Raw genomic sequence first — 16582 nt, forward strand, 5'->3', positions numbered from 1 at the left:
TATACGCTAAAAAAATTAAAATCTAAAAAAAACCAATTTTATCTAAAAATAACTAAAGTTTTACGATTTTAGTCCGATATAAAAGATAACCTTTTAAGTTAATAATTTGGTTATTAACTGAAATTATATTTAGGAGCTATTATGTCAAATTCATTGATGAATACAGGTATTAGTGGATTAAATGCAGCACAAAATATGCTTAATGTGATAAGTAATAACATTAGTAATGCACATACCGTTGGTTATAATCGCCAGCAGCAAATTTTGCGGCAAGCAAATGGCACTAAATATAATTATGGATTTGTTGGTAATGGGGTATCAGTATCATCAGTTAATCGAGCGTATAATAGTTTTGTGGTAGGGCAATTACGTCAATCACAATCACAAAATGGTTCGATAAAAGCTTATTACAATGAATTATCAAAAGTCGATAATTTATTAGCTGAGAATGAAAACAGTATTTCTTCACAATTAAATAATCTGTTTACTAGTTTAAATAAGCTTTCCTCTGATGCAGGTAATGCGGCTTCGAAACAAACTGTTATTAATGATCTTAACTCTTTAGTAAGTCAGTTCAATAAAACAGAGTTAAATTTAAAAAATCAGATTGCCAATATCAATACTGAAATCGTTAATAACGTTGATACCATTAACTCATACACTAAACAAATTGCTGACCTTAATCAAAAAATTGCAAGATTACAGGCAGTAAGTGGTGGACATGAACCTAATGCACTACTTGATGAACGAGATCAATTAGTTAATGAATTAAGCGAAATGATCGGAATAACAGTTACCGAGCAAAATGGAGAATATAATATTTCGCTTCCTAATGGTTTAAGTCTAGTACAAGGATCTTCGGCAACTCAATTATCGGTACAACCGTCTAAAGATGATCCTGCTTTAAATACGATTATTTACACGCATAATTCTGGCGCAACTCAAGAGCTAACAAGCCAAAATATTGCGTCAGGCCGATTAAATGGATTATTAGCTTTTCGTGATGGACCACTCCTTGAAGCACGTAATCAGCTAGGTTTAATTGCATTAAATTTAGCTGAACGTTTTAATGAAGTACATATGTCAGGTGTCGATGTTAATGGCAATCCTGGCGAAAAATTATTTGATTATCAGTCTCCTAGCAGTATTGCTAACGCCAAAAATCAAGGCAATGCTACAGCTAAAATCAATTACCACTCAGTGACAGATATAAAAGCGTCTGATTATAAAATTGAGTTCAATGGTAACGATTGGGTAGTAACCAGATTATCAGATAGTAAACAAATTACACCACAAGTTGAAGATGGCAAGTTATTATTTGACGGATTATCTATTGAAATAAATGGCAATCCAGTTGCAGGCGATAGCTTTTTACTTAAACCTGTTGCCGATGTAGCATCATCATTACAGCTATTAGTAAAAGATGTGAATAAATTTGCAACAGGCATTAATGACGATGAAAATGGTAATGGTGACAACCGTAATGTTGCCAAATTACTTGATATTCAAAATGAAAAATTAATTAATGGTACGAAAACCTTAAATAGTGCTTATAACGCGTTGGTCAGTTATGTGGGAAGTGAAACACAAACCGCTAAAATTTCAGCGCAATCCAGTCAAAATATTACCCAAGAAATTTATGAGCAAAATCAATCTATATCGGGTGTGAATATTGAAGAAGAATATATTTCTATGCAAGTTTATATGCAGTATTACCAAGCTAATGCAAAGATTATTGATGCTGCAACTACAATATTCGATACCATTTTAGGTTTGGCTAAATGATAAAAGGATTAAAATATGCGTGTTAGTACTAATTCAATGTATCAAAAAAATTTAAATAGTATTTTAGATACCAATAATAAATGGCAAAAATCAGGATTACATTTAGCAACGGGTAAAAAAATCTTATCGCCGTCGGATGATCCAATGGGTTCATCACAAGCCTTAATATTAAAACATTCACAATCGAGAAATAATCAATTTCAGGCTGCACGTGAAAGTGCTAATAACTCGTTAAGTCGCCAAGATACCATACTAAAAGAAGCAAATACCGTTATCCAATCAATTCAAGAAACATTAGTTTATGCAGGTAATGAAACGCTAAACGATGAAAACAGACTTGATTTAGCCAATAAACTACAAGGATTAAAAGATCAGTTAATATCCTTAGCCAATGCCAAAGACACGAATGGGAATTATCTGTTTGCTGGTAACAAAAATGACACGCCTCCTTTTGTTGTCGATGAAAATGGCAAAGTTAATTATGTCGGTGGCTCAACAACCATTAACATATTTATTGATGAAACACGTGAAGTAGCAATGAGCTTTACTGGTGAGCAAATTTTTATGATGGGTGCTAATAGTGCTGTTGAAAGTGATGTTTTTGCCAGCATTGATTATGCTCTTGAAGCATTACAAATTGGTTTAGATGACAACGATCCTAATTCGATTGCGCAATTTAGAGAAGGGCTATCCAAAGCCAGCCAAGGAGTCGATAACTCGTTTGAAAACATATCAACCGTGAGATCATCGGGTGGTAATGTACTGGCAGAAGTCGAAAGATTAACAGCTCTTGGTAAGACCTTGGACATCGATTTTGAAACGCAAATTAGTCAAATCGAAGATGTTGATTGGTATGAAGCCATTTCAGACTATGTGATGTTACAAGCAAATTTACAAGCGGCACAATATACTTTTATGAATATGCAAAACATGTCGTTATTTCAAATGAAATAGCTGATTGTCACTAAACTTCATTTATACAAAAACGTTAATACATTATATTTAAAATATATACATAAAAAACAGGAGGAAAAAGCCTCCTGCTCATTAATTTCTTTAAGTTAAAATCAATTTATTCCAATACTATTTAAAAGCAATTTGTCTAAAACCAGATAGGGATTTTGGCGGTATACTTTTAGCAATTGTCTCAATACGATTGATAATTTGAATCAGTTTTTCGCTATAGTTAGGATCGGTTGCATAATTAGCATCTTGTAATGCTTTAGCAGCTGTTCTTGCATCGGGCGCATTAACCACCGCACGATAACGTGGATTTTTAGTGAGTAAATTAAGGTAATCCGTTATTGCATGTTGTTTACTATTATACACTCTAAAATCATCTTGAATTTTAACTCTATTGTTATTTAAAAATTCTTGTGTTGTTAAACGAGTAGAACTGTCTTTCCATGATGGCGACGCTTTTATACCAAAATAGTTATGACTTGGCTGATTATCGGCTGTTTTTATCTGTTTTTTACCCCAACCTGTTTCTAATGCGGCTTGAGCAATAATAACTTCATAAGGAATACCTGAAGCTTTCGCGGCTTTTTTAGCTGGTTCAAACCATTCAACTACAAATTGCGTGATATGGTCTTGATCAGAATGATTAGTTGGTGATGATAATTGGTTGACGTCAGCATTAGTTAAATTATTGGCTTTATGTTGCTGATAGAGCAATTGACCTAATGCGGCTGGAGATAAATTTGATGAATTACCACTAAATAAAGATTGTGCTAATTGCATATTAGTTTGATTATTGTTTGCTTGAGATTGTGCATTAATATTAACCGCAGAATGAGGCTGATTCGTTAATTGTTTGGCAATAATATTAGCGAGCCCAAGGCCTTTTCCTGCTGTTTGCTGGGCAATTTGCTGATCAAACATAGAGGTAAATAGTTGCATGGCAGATTGATTAAATAAACCACCATTAGGAACGGCCTTGCGCATAGATTGCATCATCATATTAACAAATAATGTTTCAAACTGATCCGCAACTTGTTTAATGCTTTCATTTGATCCACTAACTGCATCGCGTCTTAATTGGTTAATGCTTGAAAAATCATAAGCAAAACGATTAATGGACTGATTAACTAAATTTTTCATATTAATAATTCTGTTTTAAATCGTCTCCAGCGCGGCGTGTAAACAACCTGCTGTTTTTAATGCTTCAAGTATGGACATTAACTCCGTAGGATTTGCGCCCAATAAATTAAGTGAATGAATAACTCGGTTTAAGTCGGTACCTGAAGCCAAATTATGCAGTGCACCACCATCTTGTTCAATGCTAACTTCCTCATCCGGAACAACGACAGTTTTTCCGTCTGTCAATGGTGTATTAGGTTGACTCACTTTTAATTTGTTATTGACTACAACCGATAAATTACCATGAGCAACAGCACAATTATCTAATTTAACTTTTTGATTCATCACCACAACGCCAGTACGTGTATTTAACACCACTTTAGCTGAAATGGGTGTATTACCAATTTCAAGATTTTGTATACGTGACAATAACTTTACTCGCGCCTGATTATCCTTAGGCATTGTTACGGTAACGGTAGTGCCGTCCATCGCAACCGCTATATTTTTTTGTAACTTATTAATTGCCTCAGATATTTTTAAGGCTCGAGTAAAATCAAATTGATTAAGGTGTAAATGAATCGTATCTTGTTCATCTAAACGAATAGCAAGCTCACGTTCGATTGTCGCGCCATTCGGAATGGTCGCCCCTGCTGTTTGATTAACACTTACACTTGAACCCTTGCTACTTGCTCCCATTCCACCCACAAATAAATTACCTTGAGCAATAGCATAAACTTGATTATCGGTGCCTTTTAGTGGTGTCATAATTAATGTACCGCCACGCAAACTTTTAGCATTTCCCAAAGAAGACACCACAACATCAATTTGTTGCCCAACTCGTGCATAAGAAGGTAATTTGGCTGTCACCATTACTGCTGCCACATTTTTTAGTTGCATGTTACTGCCTGATGGAACCGTTATCCCCAATTGCGATAACATATTCGTGATACTTTGAATAGTAAAAGGTGTTTGTGAAGTTTGATCGCCTGTACCATCAAGTCCAACCACAATACCATAGCCTACTAAGGCATTTTCTCTTACTCCTTGAATAGTAACAAGATCACGAATAGGTTCGGCGTAACATACTGGAGTGATCAATAAGGTCATACCGATAAAATTGATAAAAATACGTAATTTATTTAGCATGATGATACTCATTAAAATGGTGAAAAATTTAAAAATAGGCGCTGTAACCACCCCATAGTTTGCGCTTCATCAATGTAGCCATTACCGACATATTCAATACGGGCATCAGCAACTTGTGTTGAAATAACAGTATTATTACCACTGATGGTTCTTGGATTAACTACACCAGAAAATCTTATAAATTCGGTGCCTTGATTAATCGCAATCTGTTTTTCACCAATAACTTTCAAGTTGCCATTAATCATGACATTTTGCACAGTTACAGTGATTGTACCGCTAAAGGTATTTTTAGCATTTGCACCGCCCGATCCTTTAAAATCATTACTGCCTGAGATATCTGTATCGGCTTTACCTCGACCAACAAGTCCATCTAAAAAATGAGGTACAGTTTTTACTCCTACATTTAATGCACCATTACGACCTGCATTAACTGATGAGCTTTTGCTGGCACTAACATTTTCTTGTAAAACAATTGTTAATACATCACCAATGTTGCGTGGACGGCGATCTTCAAACATAGGTTGATAACCAAAACTACTCGGTTGGGCAGCCTGATAGATCGAACCGCTGGTATTGACGATATCAGGCATTTTTGGCACGATGCTAGTTTCCCCCTCAACCAACGCTTTTTTAGGAAACTGTGCACAACTTAAAAGAAAAAACGCCATGAGAATATAAAGATATTTCACTATATTTATCATGTTATTATCTTTAAAGTTGATTTAAACGTTGTAGCATTTGATCCGATGCAGAAATGGCTTTACTGTTAATTTCGTAAGCACGTTGTACTTGAATCATATTAACTAACTCTTCTGCAACATTAACGTTAGACGTTTCGGTATAACCTTGATACAGCAAACCTGCTCCATTTAGTCCTGGTGTGTTTTCTGTTGGTGCACCTGAACTTTCGGTTTCTAAATACAGATTTTCACCCATACTTTCTAGACCAGTATCGTTAATAAACGTATGTAACGTTAACTGCCCAACTTGTACTTGTGTTGATTGGTTGGCTAATGTCACATTGACCACACCATCGCGCGCAACGGTCATTTTGATAGCATTGGATGGAATATTGATAGTAGGCTGAATCTCATAACCTGCTGCGGTAACCAATTGACCATTTTGATTGACTTGAAACGCACCATTACGCGTATAAGCTTGAGTACCATCAGGTAATAAAACTTGGAAAAAACCTTGTCCATTAATGGCCACATCACTGCTATTATCTGTTGATTCCAAATTACCTTGGCTATGAATACGTTCGGTTGCAACAGGACGAACGCCCGTACCAATTTGCAAACCAGATGGTAAAGTTGTTTGCTCAGAAGATTGTGCTCCTGGTTGGCGAACAGTTTGATAAAGTAAATCTTCAAATACTGCTCTCTGACGTTTAAAACCACTGGTACTAACGTTGGCTAAATTGTTAGAGATAATATCCATATTCATCTGTTGGGCGGTTAATCCCGTTTTAGCAATCCATAATGATTTAATCATTGCTATTCCTTCCTATGTAAGTGATAAAATTTGATTCGCTTTTTGAGCATTTTCATCAGCAGTCGTGATTTCTTTCATTTGCATTTCAAATTGACGTGCATGAGAGATTAAATCCACCATAGCGGTAACAGGATTCACATTACTGCCTTCTAATACCCCTGACATTAATTGAGCTTTTGGATTATCTGGCATTACTGTGCCACGCTCATCTTGTGTCGCTTGTGTTAAATGAAAAAAACCATCATCGCCACGCTCAATTTCTTGTGGCAAAAGATGGACTTTTTTTATTTTACCGACTTGGGCTATCGTGGTCGGTTTATCACCTGCACCTAAAGCAGAAAGCGTACCATCACTACTAACACTTACTTGAGATTGTTGTGGTACAGTTAAAACACCGTTATCACCCATTAATGGATGACCTTGAATATAAAGTCCCCCGTTTTCATCAATCTCAATTGCACCATTACGAGTATAACCCTCACGACCATCTGCTAACTGAACAGCTAGCCAATCGTCTTGAGATAGGGCGACATCTAAGTTTCGTCCCGTATAATTAAATGCTCCCATTGTTGAATCGTAGGTTGGTGTAGTTGCAGCAACCATCGTTCGTGTCGGCATATCATTACCAACTATTGGCACGGCTTTCATTGCAGTTAATTGAGCACGAAATCCCACCGTTGATACATTAGCCAGATTATGTGAGGTAACCGCCTGCTGATTAAGAGTTTGGCTTGCGCCCGACATTGCAGTATAAATAACCCGATCCATAAATAATCCTTAAACTAACGCAAATTAACCAACGTATTAAGTATTTGGTCTTGAGTTTTAATGGTTTGTGAATTTGATTGATAATTACGTTGAGCCACAATCATATTGACCAGTTCTTGACTCATATCAACATTAGACGATTCAACCGCACCGCTGGCTAGTGATCCAAACGTCCCACTATTGGCAGAACCTAATACTTCTGCTCCAGAGTTAAGCGTTGATCGCCAGTTATTGTTGCCCGCTGATTCTAATCCATTGACATTGGCAAAATCAGCCATGGCAATTTGACCTAATAACATGGTTTGTTGGTTAGAATAAACACCATAAATTGTGCCATCATCATTAATACTATAGCCAACTAGATCACCTGCAGCATAACCATCAACGATAGGGGTTTTAACACTACCGACTTCTTTACCCATATTTTGTTGAGTACTGTTTGCTAATGACAATGTAAAAGTATTATCAGCTGATCCATTTAGGCCATTAAGATTGATAGTCATTTCTGGATCACTGATTAATTTGCCAGATGAGTCAAATTCCATTTTTCCTAATGTTTGAAGAGTTGCATTAGGATCGCTGTTATCAAGATAATGAACATCCCATTGGTTATCTGCAGTTTTAACATAAAAAAGCTGAACATTACGTTGATTACCTAAGGAGTCATAAGTTGTAATGGTGGTTGAATAATTAAATGTGTCAGCATCTGTTGCATTAATCGGTTGTTTTTCTGGAACTTTACTGTTTGAATTTAAATTCGTTTGCAAAGAAGCCTTACTGGTTGCTGATGCATTTAACATCTCTTGCGAAATTTTTAATGGGCCAGGTGCAGCGCCTTGTTGGATTTGTGGTGGCGTACCTGTTGCTAAATAGCCAGTTAATTGTAATCCATCGGCAGATACGATATTACGCGCAGCATCTAATTGGAACTGACCATTACGGGTATAATAGATTTGCCCGCTGCTATCCACTAATCGAAAAAATCCATTACCAGAAATGGCAACATCTAAACTATTATTGGTTGAAGTCGTCGTACCATCATTAAAATTTTGCATAACCGATGCAACTTTAACGCCCATTCCAACTTTTGAGCCCGCATAGATATCAGCAAATGAGATACTAGCACTTTTAAAGCCAACCGTTGCAGAATTAGCAATATTATTACCAATAACATCTAATTGTTTTGAAGCGGCATTCATACCACTAATTGCTTGAGAAAACCCCATATGAACTTATTCCCCTTTAAAGAATTTGACGCACTTCGTCAATACTAATTGAACCCAGTATTCCTAAATCTAGTAATACTTTATTGTTAACTTTGCTATTAATTACTCCATATACAACAGAGTAAGATAATGGTGTTGATGATACTTTTTGCCCATCGTAGCTGGCATTAATCGAAAACGTGTAGCTACCGTCTGGTGCCTTAGTTCCATCATTAAGTTCACCATCCCAAGTAAAAGAACTGACCCCAGCAGGAATCGAACCTAAATCGACCTCACGTACAACATTGCCATTTTCATCTTTTATGGTGACAACCACTGAATCAGCATCACGCATAAGTTCAAAGCCAAATGGTGTGGTAATGGTCTCTTTTTCCGTTTCTGACCCTTCGACATCTGATGTGGCAACCAAAATTTTATTACCTGGAACCATGACACCTTTACCAATCATATTACTTGCATTGACGGATAGACTATCGTCAATTTGACCAGAAACCATACCTAAAGTCGTATTCAGTCGTTCAATACCTGCTAATGTATTAATTTGAGCAAGTTGTGAGGTTAGCTGACTGTTGTCCATTGGATTGGTGGGATCTTGATTCTTCATTTGGGCAATAAGTAATGTTAAAAAATTATCTTGTAATTCCTGACTAGAGTTTCCATCAGATGTCCCTTTTCTGACTGGACTGGTCATATTTGATGATTCTGACACTGCTACATTAGAAATACCCATGAATTACATTCCTCTATTGCCCTAAAGTAAGGGTTTTTAGCATTAAACTTTTTGCTGTATTAATCACTTCTACATTTGCTTGATAGCTACGAGATGCTGATATGGTATTAACCATTTCTGCCACTACATCAACATTTGGTTTTTGAATGTAACCTTTCTCGTCTGCTAAAGGATGATTTGGTTCATAAACTAAATTCATTGGTGCGGGATCTTCAATCACCTGTGATACCTTTACGCCGGCTATGCTATTTTGGTAACCTTTATCATCAACTTGAAAAATCACTTGTTTAGCTCGATAAGCTTGACCTGAAGTACTCGTAATACTATCTGCATTGGCTAAATTGCTAGCACTGACATTCATACGTTGAGTCTGAGCCATTAGTGCTGAACCGGAAATGGTAAAAATAGAAAAACTCATCACAATTATCCTTGCTGTAATACTGACATCACATTTTTAAATTGTTCACTTAAAAAAGTAAGGTTACTTTGATAGTGAATACTATTATCTATAAACGCTGTACGCTCTTGATCCATCTCTACAGTGTTACCATCCGCTGAAACTTGATAGGGTATTCGATACAGTAGATTTTGATTTATAGTCATTGGATTTGACACTTGAATATGATGATTAGAGGTAGTACGAAGTGCGATATTATTAGCATTACTTTGATTTTTTAAGGCTTTATTTAATTCCACTTTAAAATCAATATCTCGAGCTTGATAATTAGGTGTATCACTATTAGCTATATTGGCCGCTAATATATTTTGCCGCGTTTCACGCACATTGAGTGCCTGACTGTGAAAATGAACCCAGTTATCCAATTTATCAAACATAAAATCACCCTAATTTTTTTTGATAAAAAAGATTTTAAGTGAAGCTAAAAAAAATCATCCTACAAATAACGGTTAAAATTGTCCTTATTTCAACATTCAGACTTTTAATGCATAAAGTAGAATTTACTTAATAAATAATTTAGAAAAAATAAGAATGATTACAATCGTGAAATTAATAATCGGTATGTTTATACTATTTAGCTGCCATATCGTGTTAGCTAACCCGCTTAGCAAACAGGTTAAAGATCTCATCGCGCAGCAATTTAGCCATAAACCAGAAGCGATAACTATTGGCTATACCAATGATATTCCTAAATTAAGTTGTGACACCCCCACCTTATCTTTACTCAATAAAAATAAGCCATGGGGCAATATGACCATCAGTGTGCAATGTGATAATAAAAAAAGGTTTATGCAAATTTATGTTGCCGTTAGCGGACATTATCTTATCGCCAAACAACCCATCACAGCAGGCTCAGTTATCACTGAAGATTTGCTAGATTTAAAATTTGGTTGGTTAGATAAACTTCCCTCTTCAGTGATTTTGAATAAATCCGATGCCATCAATCATATTGCTTCACGCAATATTAATCAGAATGAAACCATAAAAACGGCAATACTCCAAAAAAATTGGTTGGTTAAAGTTGGTCAAATGGTTAAGGTTATTATTGATGGCGAAGATTACCAAGTAACGACAAATGGTAAAGCACTCAATAATGCCATATTAGACGATAAAATCAGTGTTAAACTTGATTCCGGTAATATTATTGAGGGAATATTAACAAACCAAGGTGTAATAATTTTCAACAAATAATATTAATGATTTTTCTATTATTGCCGATAATAGGACTAAACAAATTACATAAAAACGTAAATATGATTAAAGGTACTTTATGAGCATTGATGCAACAAAATCTATTACCGCCATATCAGGACTTATTAGTCGTGATGCAATTACTGAGCAACAAAAAAATCAGACAACGGTAATACCAGCCCAAAATGATACCAAAGTAAGTGCTAATGTGAACCTATCACAAAATGCAGTGACACTATTACGCACAACTAACAATGATATTGACGTAAAAAAAATAGAAAAAATAAAACAAGCCATTGCCGATGGTTCATTAGTGATTGATTCACAAAAAATTGCTAAAGAACTTATTAAGCAAATGCTACAAAACATTGAAAGCTAATGAAAATTTAAGGAATATAAACATGTTAGAATTAGAGAATATTTTAAATAACGTAACAGAAATGTTACAAACTCTCTCTGAAATTCTGCAAACAGAGCAACAAATACTGATTGATAATAAGTTAATCAATCAATTACCTGATATTATCGATAGAAAAAGTCAGTTACTTATTGAGTTAAAATTATTGGATGAAAAACGAGTTAAATTAAGCCAAAAACTGAATATGCAACCACCTTATAGTGAAAATCCAACGGTTGCTGCTCAATGGCAATCAATTACCGATACCACCAAGTTATTGGCAAACATTAATCGTGATAATGGTTTGATTATTGAAAATCGAATGAACATGACAGAACAATCAATCAATTATCTTAAAAATTTAAATAATCCAGCTGTTTACACAAATAATGGCTATCAGCAAACCGAAGTTATTTCATCCAAAAGGGCGAAAGTTTAAAATTATAAGAAACAAACTATTGATATTAAAAACCATTAAACGAGATAAATACCCCATAAATCATCGCCTTTTCAAAGCAATAATTCTTTAGTAAAAAGTTCATACTGTTAACATTAAAAAACGCGTTTAACAGTATAATTTTATTTTCGCCATGGCTAATGATAGTGATCAAGATAAAAGCGAACAACCCACGGATAGCAAAATAAAAAAGGCTAAGGAAAAGGGGCAAATACCACGATCTCGAGAATTAACTTCGCTGTTTATTCTGTTAATAGGTATTTCACTACTTTTAGTAATGGGACCTTATACCATTAATCAATTGATCACCATTATAAAAATGGCGATCAAAGTATCACACTCACCAAAAGATGACTCATTAACTACTTTATATTTAGTTAATTTGGTCACAGCGGGTATTTGGTCTATTGTGCCAATTCTTATAGGATTGGTTATTACAGCCATATTTGCTCCCCTTGCTATCGGGGGGTTACTTTTTAGCCTGCAATCAATTAAACCAAATTTTTCAAAACTCAACCCTATTGCTGGGTTTGGTCGGCTATTTAGTATTAGAATTTTTTCGGAACTACTTAAAAGCGTACTTAAAGTTATATTGATTGCAACAACAGTTGCCCTATTTTTGTTACATTATTTTCCAAATATACTTTCTTTGCCCAATATGTATTTACATCATGCATTAACCAATGCAATACAGTTAATCATTATTTGTGGAATATTAAGTGTATTATCTTTAATACCAATGGTGGGATTTGATATTTTTTATCAAATTTGGAGTAATTTAAAAAAATTAAAAATGTCCAAACAGGAGATAAAAGATGAGTTTAAAGAACAAGAAGGTGATCCGCAAATAAAAGGACGCATTCGACAAATGCAACAAGCGATAGCCAGACGTCGAATGATGAAAGATGTCACAAAAGCCAATGTTATCGTAACTAATCCAACCCATTACGCTGTTGCCCTGCAATATGATGAAAAAATCATGGCAGCACCAAAATTATTGGCGAAAGGTACGGACAAAATTGCTCAACGTATTAAAGAAATAGCAAGCGAACATAATATTCCTTTATTAGAAGCACCGCCATTAGCTCGTGCTTTATATCATCATGGTGAAATTGGCGAAACGATTCCAACCGAGCTCTATACCGCTGTCGCACAAATTTTAGCTTGGGTATATCAGTTAAAACGTTGGCATAAATATGGTGGTGATAAGCCATTAGCGCCGAATAATTTACCTGTACCTGAATCGCTATCCGAAAATAAATAACAGTAATTACTAATTTTATGATTAAATCAAAGCTACAAACGTTATTATCATTTAATAATTTAAAAAACGGTCAATATCAAATTTTAGCAGGACCAATACTTATATTATTGATTCTGTCGATGATGGTATTACCTTTGCCAGCGTTTATTTTAGATCTCTTTTTTACATTTAATATTGCCTTATCCATTATTATTTTAATTGTAGCTTTATTCACTAAAAGAGTGCTTGATTTTGCGGCATTTCCAACGGTTTTATTATTTGCCACTTTATTGCGCTTATCGCTTAATGTTGCCTCGACACGAGTAGTATTATTAAAAGGTCATACGGGTAGTGATGCCGCAGGACGAGTGATTGAAGCGTTCGGTCATTTTTTAGTTGGCGGAAATTTTGCAATTGGTATCGTGGTCTTTATTATTCTGGTCATCATTAACTTCATGGTTATTACCAAAGGTGCAGGGCGAATTGCTGAAGTGGGCGCTCGCTTTGCATTAGATGGTATGCCGGGTAAACAAATGGCCATTGATGCGGATCTTAATGCTGGGTTAATCGGTGAAGATGAAGCTAAAGCACGAAGAGCAGAAGTGACCCAAGAAGCCGATTTTTACGGCTCAATGGATGGTGCCAGTAAATTTGTTCGCGGTGATGCTATTGCGGGTTTGCTCATTATGGCAATTACCATTATTGGTGGCTTATTAGTAGGTGTTATGCAACATGGCATGACCTTTGCTGATGCAAGCCATACTTATGTGTTATTAACAATTGGTGATGGCTTAGTTGCACAGATCCCATCATTAATTATTTCAACCGCAGCAGGTGTTATTGTTACTCGAGTCAGCTCACAAGATAGCATCAGTGAGCAAATGCTTAACCAGCTATTTAATAGCCCTAAGGTGTTAATTTTAACAGCGGTTGTAATTGGTTTACTTGGATTGATTCCAGGCATGCCCAATATTGTATTTTTAATGTTCACAGGTTTTTTAACCGTACTGGCATGGTGGCTAAACAAACATAAAAGTGCTGAACCGCAAAACACCACAAAAGCCACAGAGGTCCCCGCAACTGCACCAGCAAATTTAGAAGCAACATGGTCAGATGTAAATATTGAAGATATTTTAGCTATGGAAGTCGGATATGGACTTATCCCAATGGTCGATCAAACACAGAACGGCGAATTATTGGGTAAAATTCGTAGTTTACGCAAAAAATTTGCTCAAACACTCGGCTTTTTACCGCCTCAAGTGCATATTCGCGATAATCTTTCATTAGCGCCCTATCAATATAAAATCTTTATCAAAGGCGGTGAGATTGGGAAAGGTGAAATTGTTAATAACAAATGGTTAGCCATTAATCCCGGTAATGTAACTGAAACCATTAAAGGCACACCAACTACCGAACCTGCTTTTGGATTGCCTGCTGTTTGGATCGATAAAAACGATAAAGAAAATGCGCAAATATTAGGTTATACCGTTGTTGATACCAGTACCATGATTGCAACGCACTTTAATCACTTGTTACAACAATTTGCGAGTGATTTACTTGGTCGATTAGAAACTCAAGAACTACTCGATCGAATTAAGCAAGAAGTACCGAAACTTGTTGAAGATTTTATTCCTGGCGTTATAACCTTAACAACGTTTCATAAAATATTGCAAAATTTGATTGCTGAAAAAGTCTCTATTCGTGATATGCGCACTATTATAGAAACCATTTGTGAACATGCACCCACTCAGAATGATGCTTACCAATTACTTAGCATGATCAGAATTGCTTTAGGACGTGTCATCACACAACAATGGTTTTCTGATAGTGAGCAAATCAATGTAATCTGTTTAAATGTCAATTTAGAACGATTGTTATTGCAAACGCTACAAAATACCAGTAACTTCGAGCCTGGGTTAGCAGAACATATCATTCAACAACTACAACAAGCCCTTCATCAACAAGAAGCAATTGGTGCTCCGCCTGTTTTATTGGTTAATCACTCATTACGAGCAATGCTTGCACAATTTTTAAGACCTAATTTTCCTCAATTAGTGGTATTGTCAAATTTAGAAATTCCGAATAATCGAGAGATCAAAGTAACCTGTCAAATTGGAAGCGAAACGTAATATAAAAATAGGACATTTAAAGATCAGTTTTGCTTGCCATTTTAAACTCTCTATCTCTTTTCAAAGATTGTCCCTTTTTTGAAAAGAGATTGCTTAAACGCGTATTTGGTTAATAAGATATAACTTATTCCACCAACAAAAAAACCGACAACCCACGATAAACTCACTTCATAAAATGCCGCTGCAGAACCAATCAGCATCGCTAAAATAGCAGCAGGGTTATAACCTGCAAACTGACCTTTATTATCGTATAAGGCATTTATATTAATTTGTTGATGACGTAATAAATAATATTCCACCAATAGTATTGCAACAATGGGACCCAAAAATGCGGAATAAATTAGAATAAATAATCCTAATCCTTGTGCTGATGTATCTTGCACTAAAATCCAAGGGAAAGAAGCAATAGCTAATAACCCCGTAATTGTTACCGCTAATTTATAATTGGCTTTAGTTAGCAGAGTAATCACATAGGCTGGAGGAATAATGTTAGCGACAATATTTACCGCAATGGTACCTAACACAATAAAAGTTGATACGATCAGAGTGATATAGGCGTTATCGACCACAATTGCAAAGGCTTTCACTGGATTGGAGTTACCTGTGACAGACGCCAACATCACCCCAATAGTAATAATAAATCCATAAGCAATAAAAATCGGTAGAAAATAGAGTAATCCTCTTTTACGATTGCTAAAGCCTGATTTAAGTTCTCTAGAATAATCAGCCGCACTAAGAAAAATCGCTGCATAGTTACCTAAAAACATCATAATAAAGCCATAAAAAGGCAGTCCCCAAGTTCCTTCAGGTTTTACCCATTTATCTATAATAATAGCTTGATGATTATTGAGTAATATAATAAAGACATAAATTAATGCACAAATAATAACCACTGAAATTAAGGTTTCAACCCACTTTATGGCATGGAATCCATAGAGCGAGAGGGCGATTTGGAAAAACTGCAAAATAAGAAAACAGATAAATACCTGATTAAATTCACCATTAGACAATATTTTAATAATTTCATTAAGCGCTGTTGCACCAATCCAGCTTTGAAAGCCATACCAGACAATAGCAGGAATACCACGTAGCAACGATGAGATAATGGCTCCTTTTATTCCAAATGACATTCGCAGTTGCACAACATAAGGAATTCCAGTGCGATACCCTAACCGATCATTAAAGACAAAAATTGTGGTAATAATTAATATTGCTATGAACGTTGCAGCGAAAGTTTGAAAAATATTCATCTTAGCAACGCCCGCAACGACCAAACTTGCACCTAAAGTCATATTACCCAAATTCATACCATCACCGATCCACATAAACGCATAGGTAAAACAATTCATGGTTCGATCTCTGTTGTCTTTAGGTAGTAATGATCTGTCAATGGTTAGTGAGTCAGATGATGACTGCTTTGTGTGATTTTTCATAATTCTATCCCTTAATTTCCTGATTTTTTTATTATGTTTTTATG

At 35.5% G+C, this 16582-nt stretch carries 17 protein-coding genes; 7 read left to right on the forward strand and 10 right to left on the reverse strand.

The genetic code is table 11. From position 1 onward, the window contains the following. Nucleotides 1-141 precede the first annotated feature (141 nt). The gene (gene flgK / locus A9G17_RS06370) at nt 142-1785 is read left to right on the forward strand and encodes a flagellar hook-associated protein FlgK (RefSeq protein ID WP_065737992.1); all 1644 of its coding nucleotides are present in this window, start codon (nt 142-144) and stop codon (nt 1783-1785) included. A gap of 15 nt (nt 1786-1800) precedes the next feature. Next, complete coding sequence (gene flgL / locus A9G17_RS06375; RefSeq protein WP_065737993.1) at nt 1801-2739, forward strand: flagellar hook-associated protein FlgL; 939 nt, start codon at nt 1801-1803, stop codon at nt 2737-2739. A 129-nt stretch (nt 2740-2868) separates the two neighbouring features. On the opposite strand, the gene flgJ is transcribed toward flgL, so the two are convergent. The 9 genes from flgJ to flgB are packed head-to-tail and all read right to left on the reverse strand — an operon-like array spanning nt 2869 to nt 10065. After that, complete coding sequence (gene flgJ / locus A9G17_RS06380) at nt 2869-3888, reverse strand: flagellar assembly peptidoglycan hydrolase FlgJ (protein ID WP_065737994.1); 1020 nt, start codon at nt 3886-3888, stop codon at nt 2869-2871. A 15-nt stretch (nt 3889-3903) separates the two neighbouring features. After that, nucleotides 3904-5013, reverse strand: coding sequence for a flagellar basal body P-ring protein FlgI (locus A9G17_RS06385; RefSeq protein ID WP_081301699.1), 1110 nt, complete (start codon nt 5011-5013; stop codon nt 3904-3906). A gap of 11 nt (nt 5014-5024) precedes the next feature. Next, the gene (locus A9G17_RS06390; protein ID WP_065737995.1) at nt 5025-5714 is read right to left on the reverse strand and encodes a flagellar basal body L-ring protein FlgH; all 690 of its coding nucleotides are present in this window, start codon (nt 5712-5714) and stop codon (nt 5025-5027) included. Nucleotides 5715-5724: 10 nt separating this feature from the next. Further along, nucleotides 5725-6507, reverse strand: a complete 783-nt coding sequence (flgG, locus tag A9G17_RS06395) for a flagellar basal-body rod protein FlgG (RefSeq protein WP_065737996.1) — start codon at nt 6505-6507, stop codon at nt 5725-5727. A 12-nt stretch (nt 6508-6519) separates the two neighbouring features. Continuing rightward, complete coding sequence (locus A9G17_RS06400) at nt 6520-7275, reverse strand: flagellar basal body rod protein FlgF (protein WP_065737997.1); 756 nt, start codon at nt 7273-7275, stop codon at nt 6520-6522. A 14-nt stretch (nt 7276-7289) separates the two neighbouring features. Continuing rightward, complete coding sequence (gene flgE, locus A9G17_RS06405) at nt 7290-8501, reverse strand: flagellar hook protein FlgE (RefSeq protein ID WP_065737998.1); 1212 nt, start codon at nt 8499-8501, stop codon at nt 7290-7292. A gap of 16 nt (nt 8502-8517) precedes the next feature. Next, entirely contained in the window at nt 8518-9231 is a 714-nt protein-coding gene (flgD, locus tag A9G17_RS06410; protein WP_065737999.1) for a flagellar hook assembly protein FlgD, read from the reverse strand. Nucleotides 9232-9244: 13 nt separating this feature from the next. Then, nucleotides 9245-9652 carry a flagellar basal body rod protein FlgC gene (flgC, locus tag A9G17_RS06415; protein ID WP_141677569.1) on the reverse strand — a complete coding sequence of 136 codons (408 nt, stop codon included), beginning with the start codon at nt 9650-9652 and terminating at the stop codon, nt 9245-9247. 2 nt (nt 9653-9654) lie between these two features. Then, nucleotides 9655-10065, reverse strand: a complete 411-nt coding sequence (flgB, locus tag A9G17_RS06420; RefSeq protein WP_065738001.1) for a flagellar basal body rod protein FlgB — start codon at nt 10063-10065, stop codon at nt 9655-9657. Nucleotides 10066-10231: 166 nt separating this feature from the next. On the opposite strand from flgB, the gene flgA reads away from it, so the two are divergent. The 5 genes from flgA (at nt 10232) to flhA (ending at nt 15105) form a co-directional block, all read left to right on the forward strand. Beyond that, entirely contained in the window at nt 10232-10879 is a 648-nt protein-coding gene (gene flgA / locus A9G17_RS06425) for a flagellar basal body P-ring formation chaperone FlgA (RefSeq protein ID WP_176714258.1), read from the forward strand. A gap of 79 nt (nt 10880-10958) precedes the next feature. Continuing rightward, the gene (gene flgM, locus A9G17_RS06430) at nt 10959-11258 is read left to right on the forward strand and encodes a flagellar biosynthesis anti-sigma factor FlgM (protein ID WP_065738003.1); all 300 of its coding nucleotides are present in this window, start codon (nt 10959-10961) and stop codon (nt 11256-11258) included. 22 nt (nt 11259-11280) lie between these two features. After that, complete coding sequence (locus tag A9G17_RS06435) at nt 11281-11715, forward strand: flagella synthesis protein FlgN (RefSeq protein ID WP_065738004.1); 435 nt, start codon at nt 11281-11283, stop codon at nt 11713-11715. Between the two features lie 151 nt (nt 11716-11866). Then, complete coding sequence (gene flhB, locus A9G17_RS06440) at nt 11867-12997, forward strand: flagellar biosynthesis protein FlhB (protein ID WP_065738005.1); 1131 nt, start codon at nt 11867-11869, stop codon at nt 12995-12997. 17 nt (nt 12998-13014) lie between these two features. After that, nucleotides 13015-15105 (forward strand): flagellar biosynthesis protein FlhA, encoded by a 2091-nt coding sequence (flhA, locus tag A9G17_RS06445; protein WP_065738006.1) that lies wholly within the window; start codon nt 13015-13017, stop codon nt 15103-15105. A 50-nt stretch (nt 15106-15155) separates the two neighbouring features. Here the strand turns inward: flhA and A9G17_RS06450 are convergent, their stop codons facing one another. Then, complete coding sequence (locus A9G17_RS06450) at nt 15156-16538, reverse strand: NCS1 family transporter (protein WP_065738007.1); 1383 nt, start codon at nt 16536-16538, stop codon at nt 15156-15158. Nucleotides 16539-16582 lie beyond the last annotated feature (44 nt).

It is taken from the genome of Gilliamella sp. wkB7, assembly GCF_001693435.1.
Lineage (GTDB): Bacteria > Pseudomonadota > Gammaproteobacteria > Enterobacterales > Orbaceae > Gilliamella > Gilliamella apicola_N.

What these genes read in the sequence shown, in the direction of transcription:
- flgK (WP_065737992.1), top strand. Translation starts at nt 142, where the DNA reads ATGTCAAATTCATTGATGAATACAGGTATTAGTGGATTAAATGCAGCA.
- flgL (WP_065737993.1), top strand. Translation starts at nt 1,801, where the DNA reads ATGCGTGTTAGTACTAATTCAATGTATCAAAAAAATTTAAATAGTATT.
- flgJ (WP_065737994.1), bottom strand. Translation starts at nt 3,888, where the DNA reads ATGAAAAATTTAGTTAATCAGTCCATTAATCGTTTTGCTTATGATTTT.
- A9G17_RS06385 (WP_081301699.1), bottom strand. Translation starts at nt 5,013, where the DNA reads ATGCTAAATAAATTACGTATTTTTATCAATTTTATCGGTATGACCTTA.
- A9G17_RS06390 (WP_065737995.1), bottom strand. Translation starts at nt 5,714, where the DNA reads ATGATAAATATAGTGAAATATCTTTATATTCTCATGGCGTTTTTTCTT.
- flgG (WP_065737996.1), bottom strand. Translation starts at nt 6,507, where the DNA reads ATGATTAAATCATTATGGATTGCTAAAACGGGATTAACCGCCCAACAG.
- A9G17_RS06400 (WP_065737997.1), bottom strand. Translation starts at nt 7,275, where the DNA reads ATGGATCGGGTTATTTATACTGCAATGTCGGGCGCAAGCCAAACTCTT.
- flgE (WP_065737998.1), bottom strand. Translation starts at nt 8,501, where the DNA reads ATGGGGTTTTCTCAAGCAATTAGTGGTATGAATGCCGCTTCAAAACAA.
- flgD (WP_065737999.1), bottom strand. Translation starts at nt 9,231, where the DNA reads ATGGGTATTTCTAATGTAGCAGTGTCAGAATCATCAAATATGACCAGT.
- flgB (WP_065738001.1), bottom strand. Translation starts at nt 10,065, where the DNA reads ATGTTTGATAAATTGGATAACTGGGTTCATTTTCACAGTCAGGCACTC.
- flgM (WP_065738003.1), top strand. Translation starts at nt 10,959, where the DNA reads ATGAGCATTGATGCAACAAAATCTATTACCGCCATATCAGGACTTATT.
- A9G17_RS06435 (WP_065738004.1), top strand. Translation starts at nt 11,281, where the DNA reads ATGTTAGAATTAGAGAATATTTTAAATAACGTAACAGAAATGTTACAA.
- flhB (WP_065738005.1), top strand. Translation starts at nt 11,867, where the DNA reads ATGGCTAATGATAGTGATCAAGATAAAAGCGAACAACCCACGGATAGC.
- flhA (WP_065738006.1), top strand. Translation starts at nt 13,015, where the DNA reads ATGATTAAATCAAAGCTACAAACGTTATTATCATTTAATAATTTAAAA.
- A9G17_RS06450 (WP_065738007.1), bottom strand. Translation starts at nt 16,538, where the DNA reads ATGAAAAATCACACAAAGCAGTCATCATCTGACTCACTAACCATTGAC.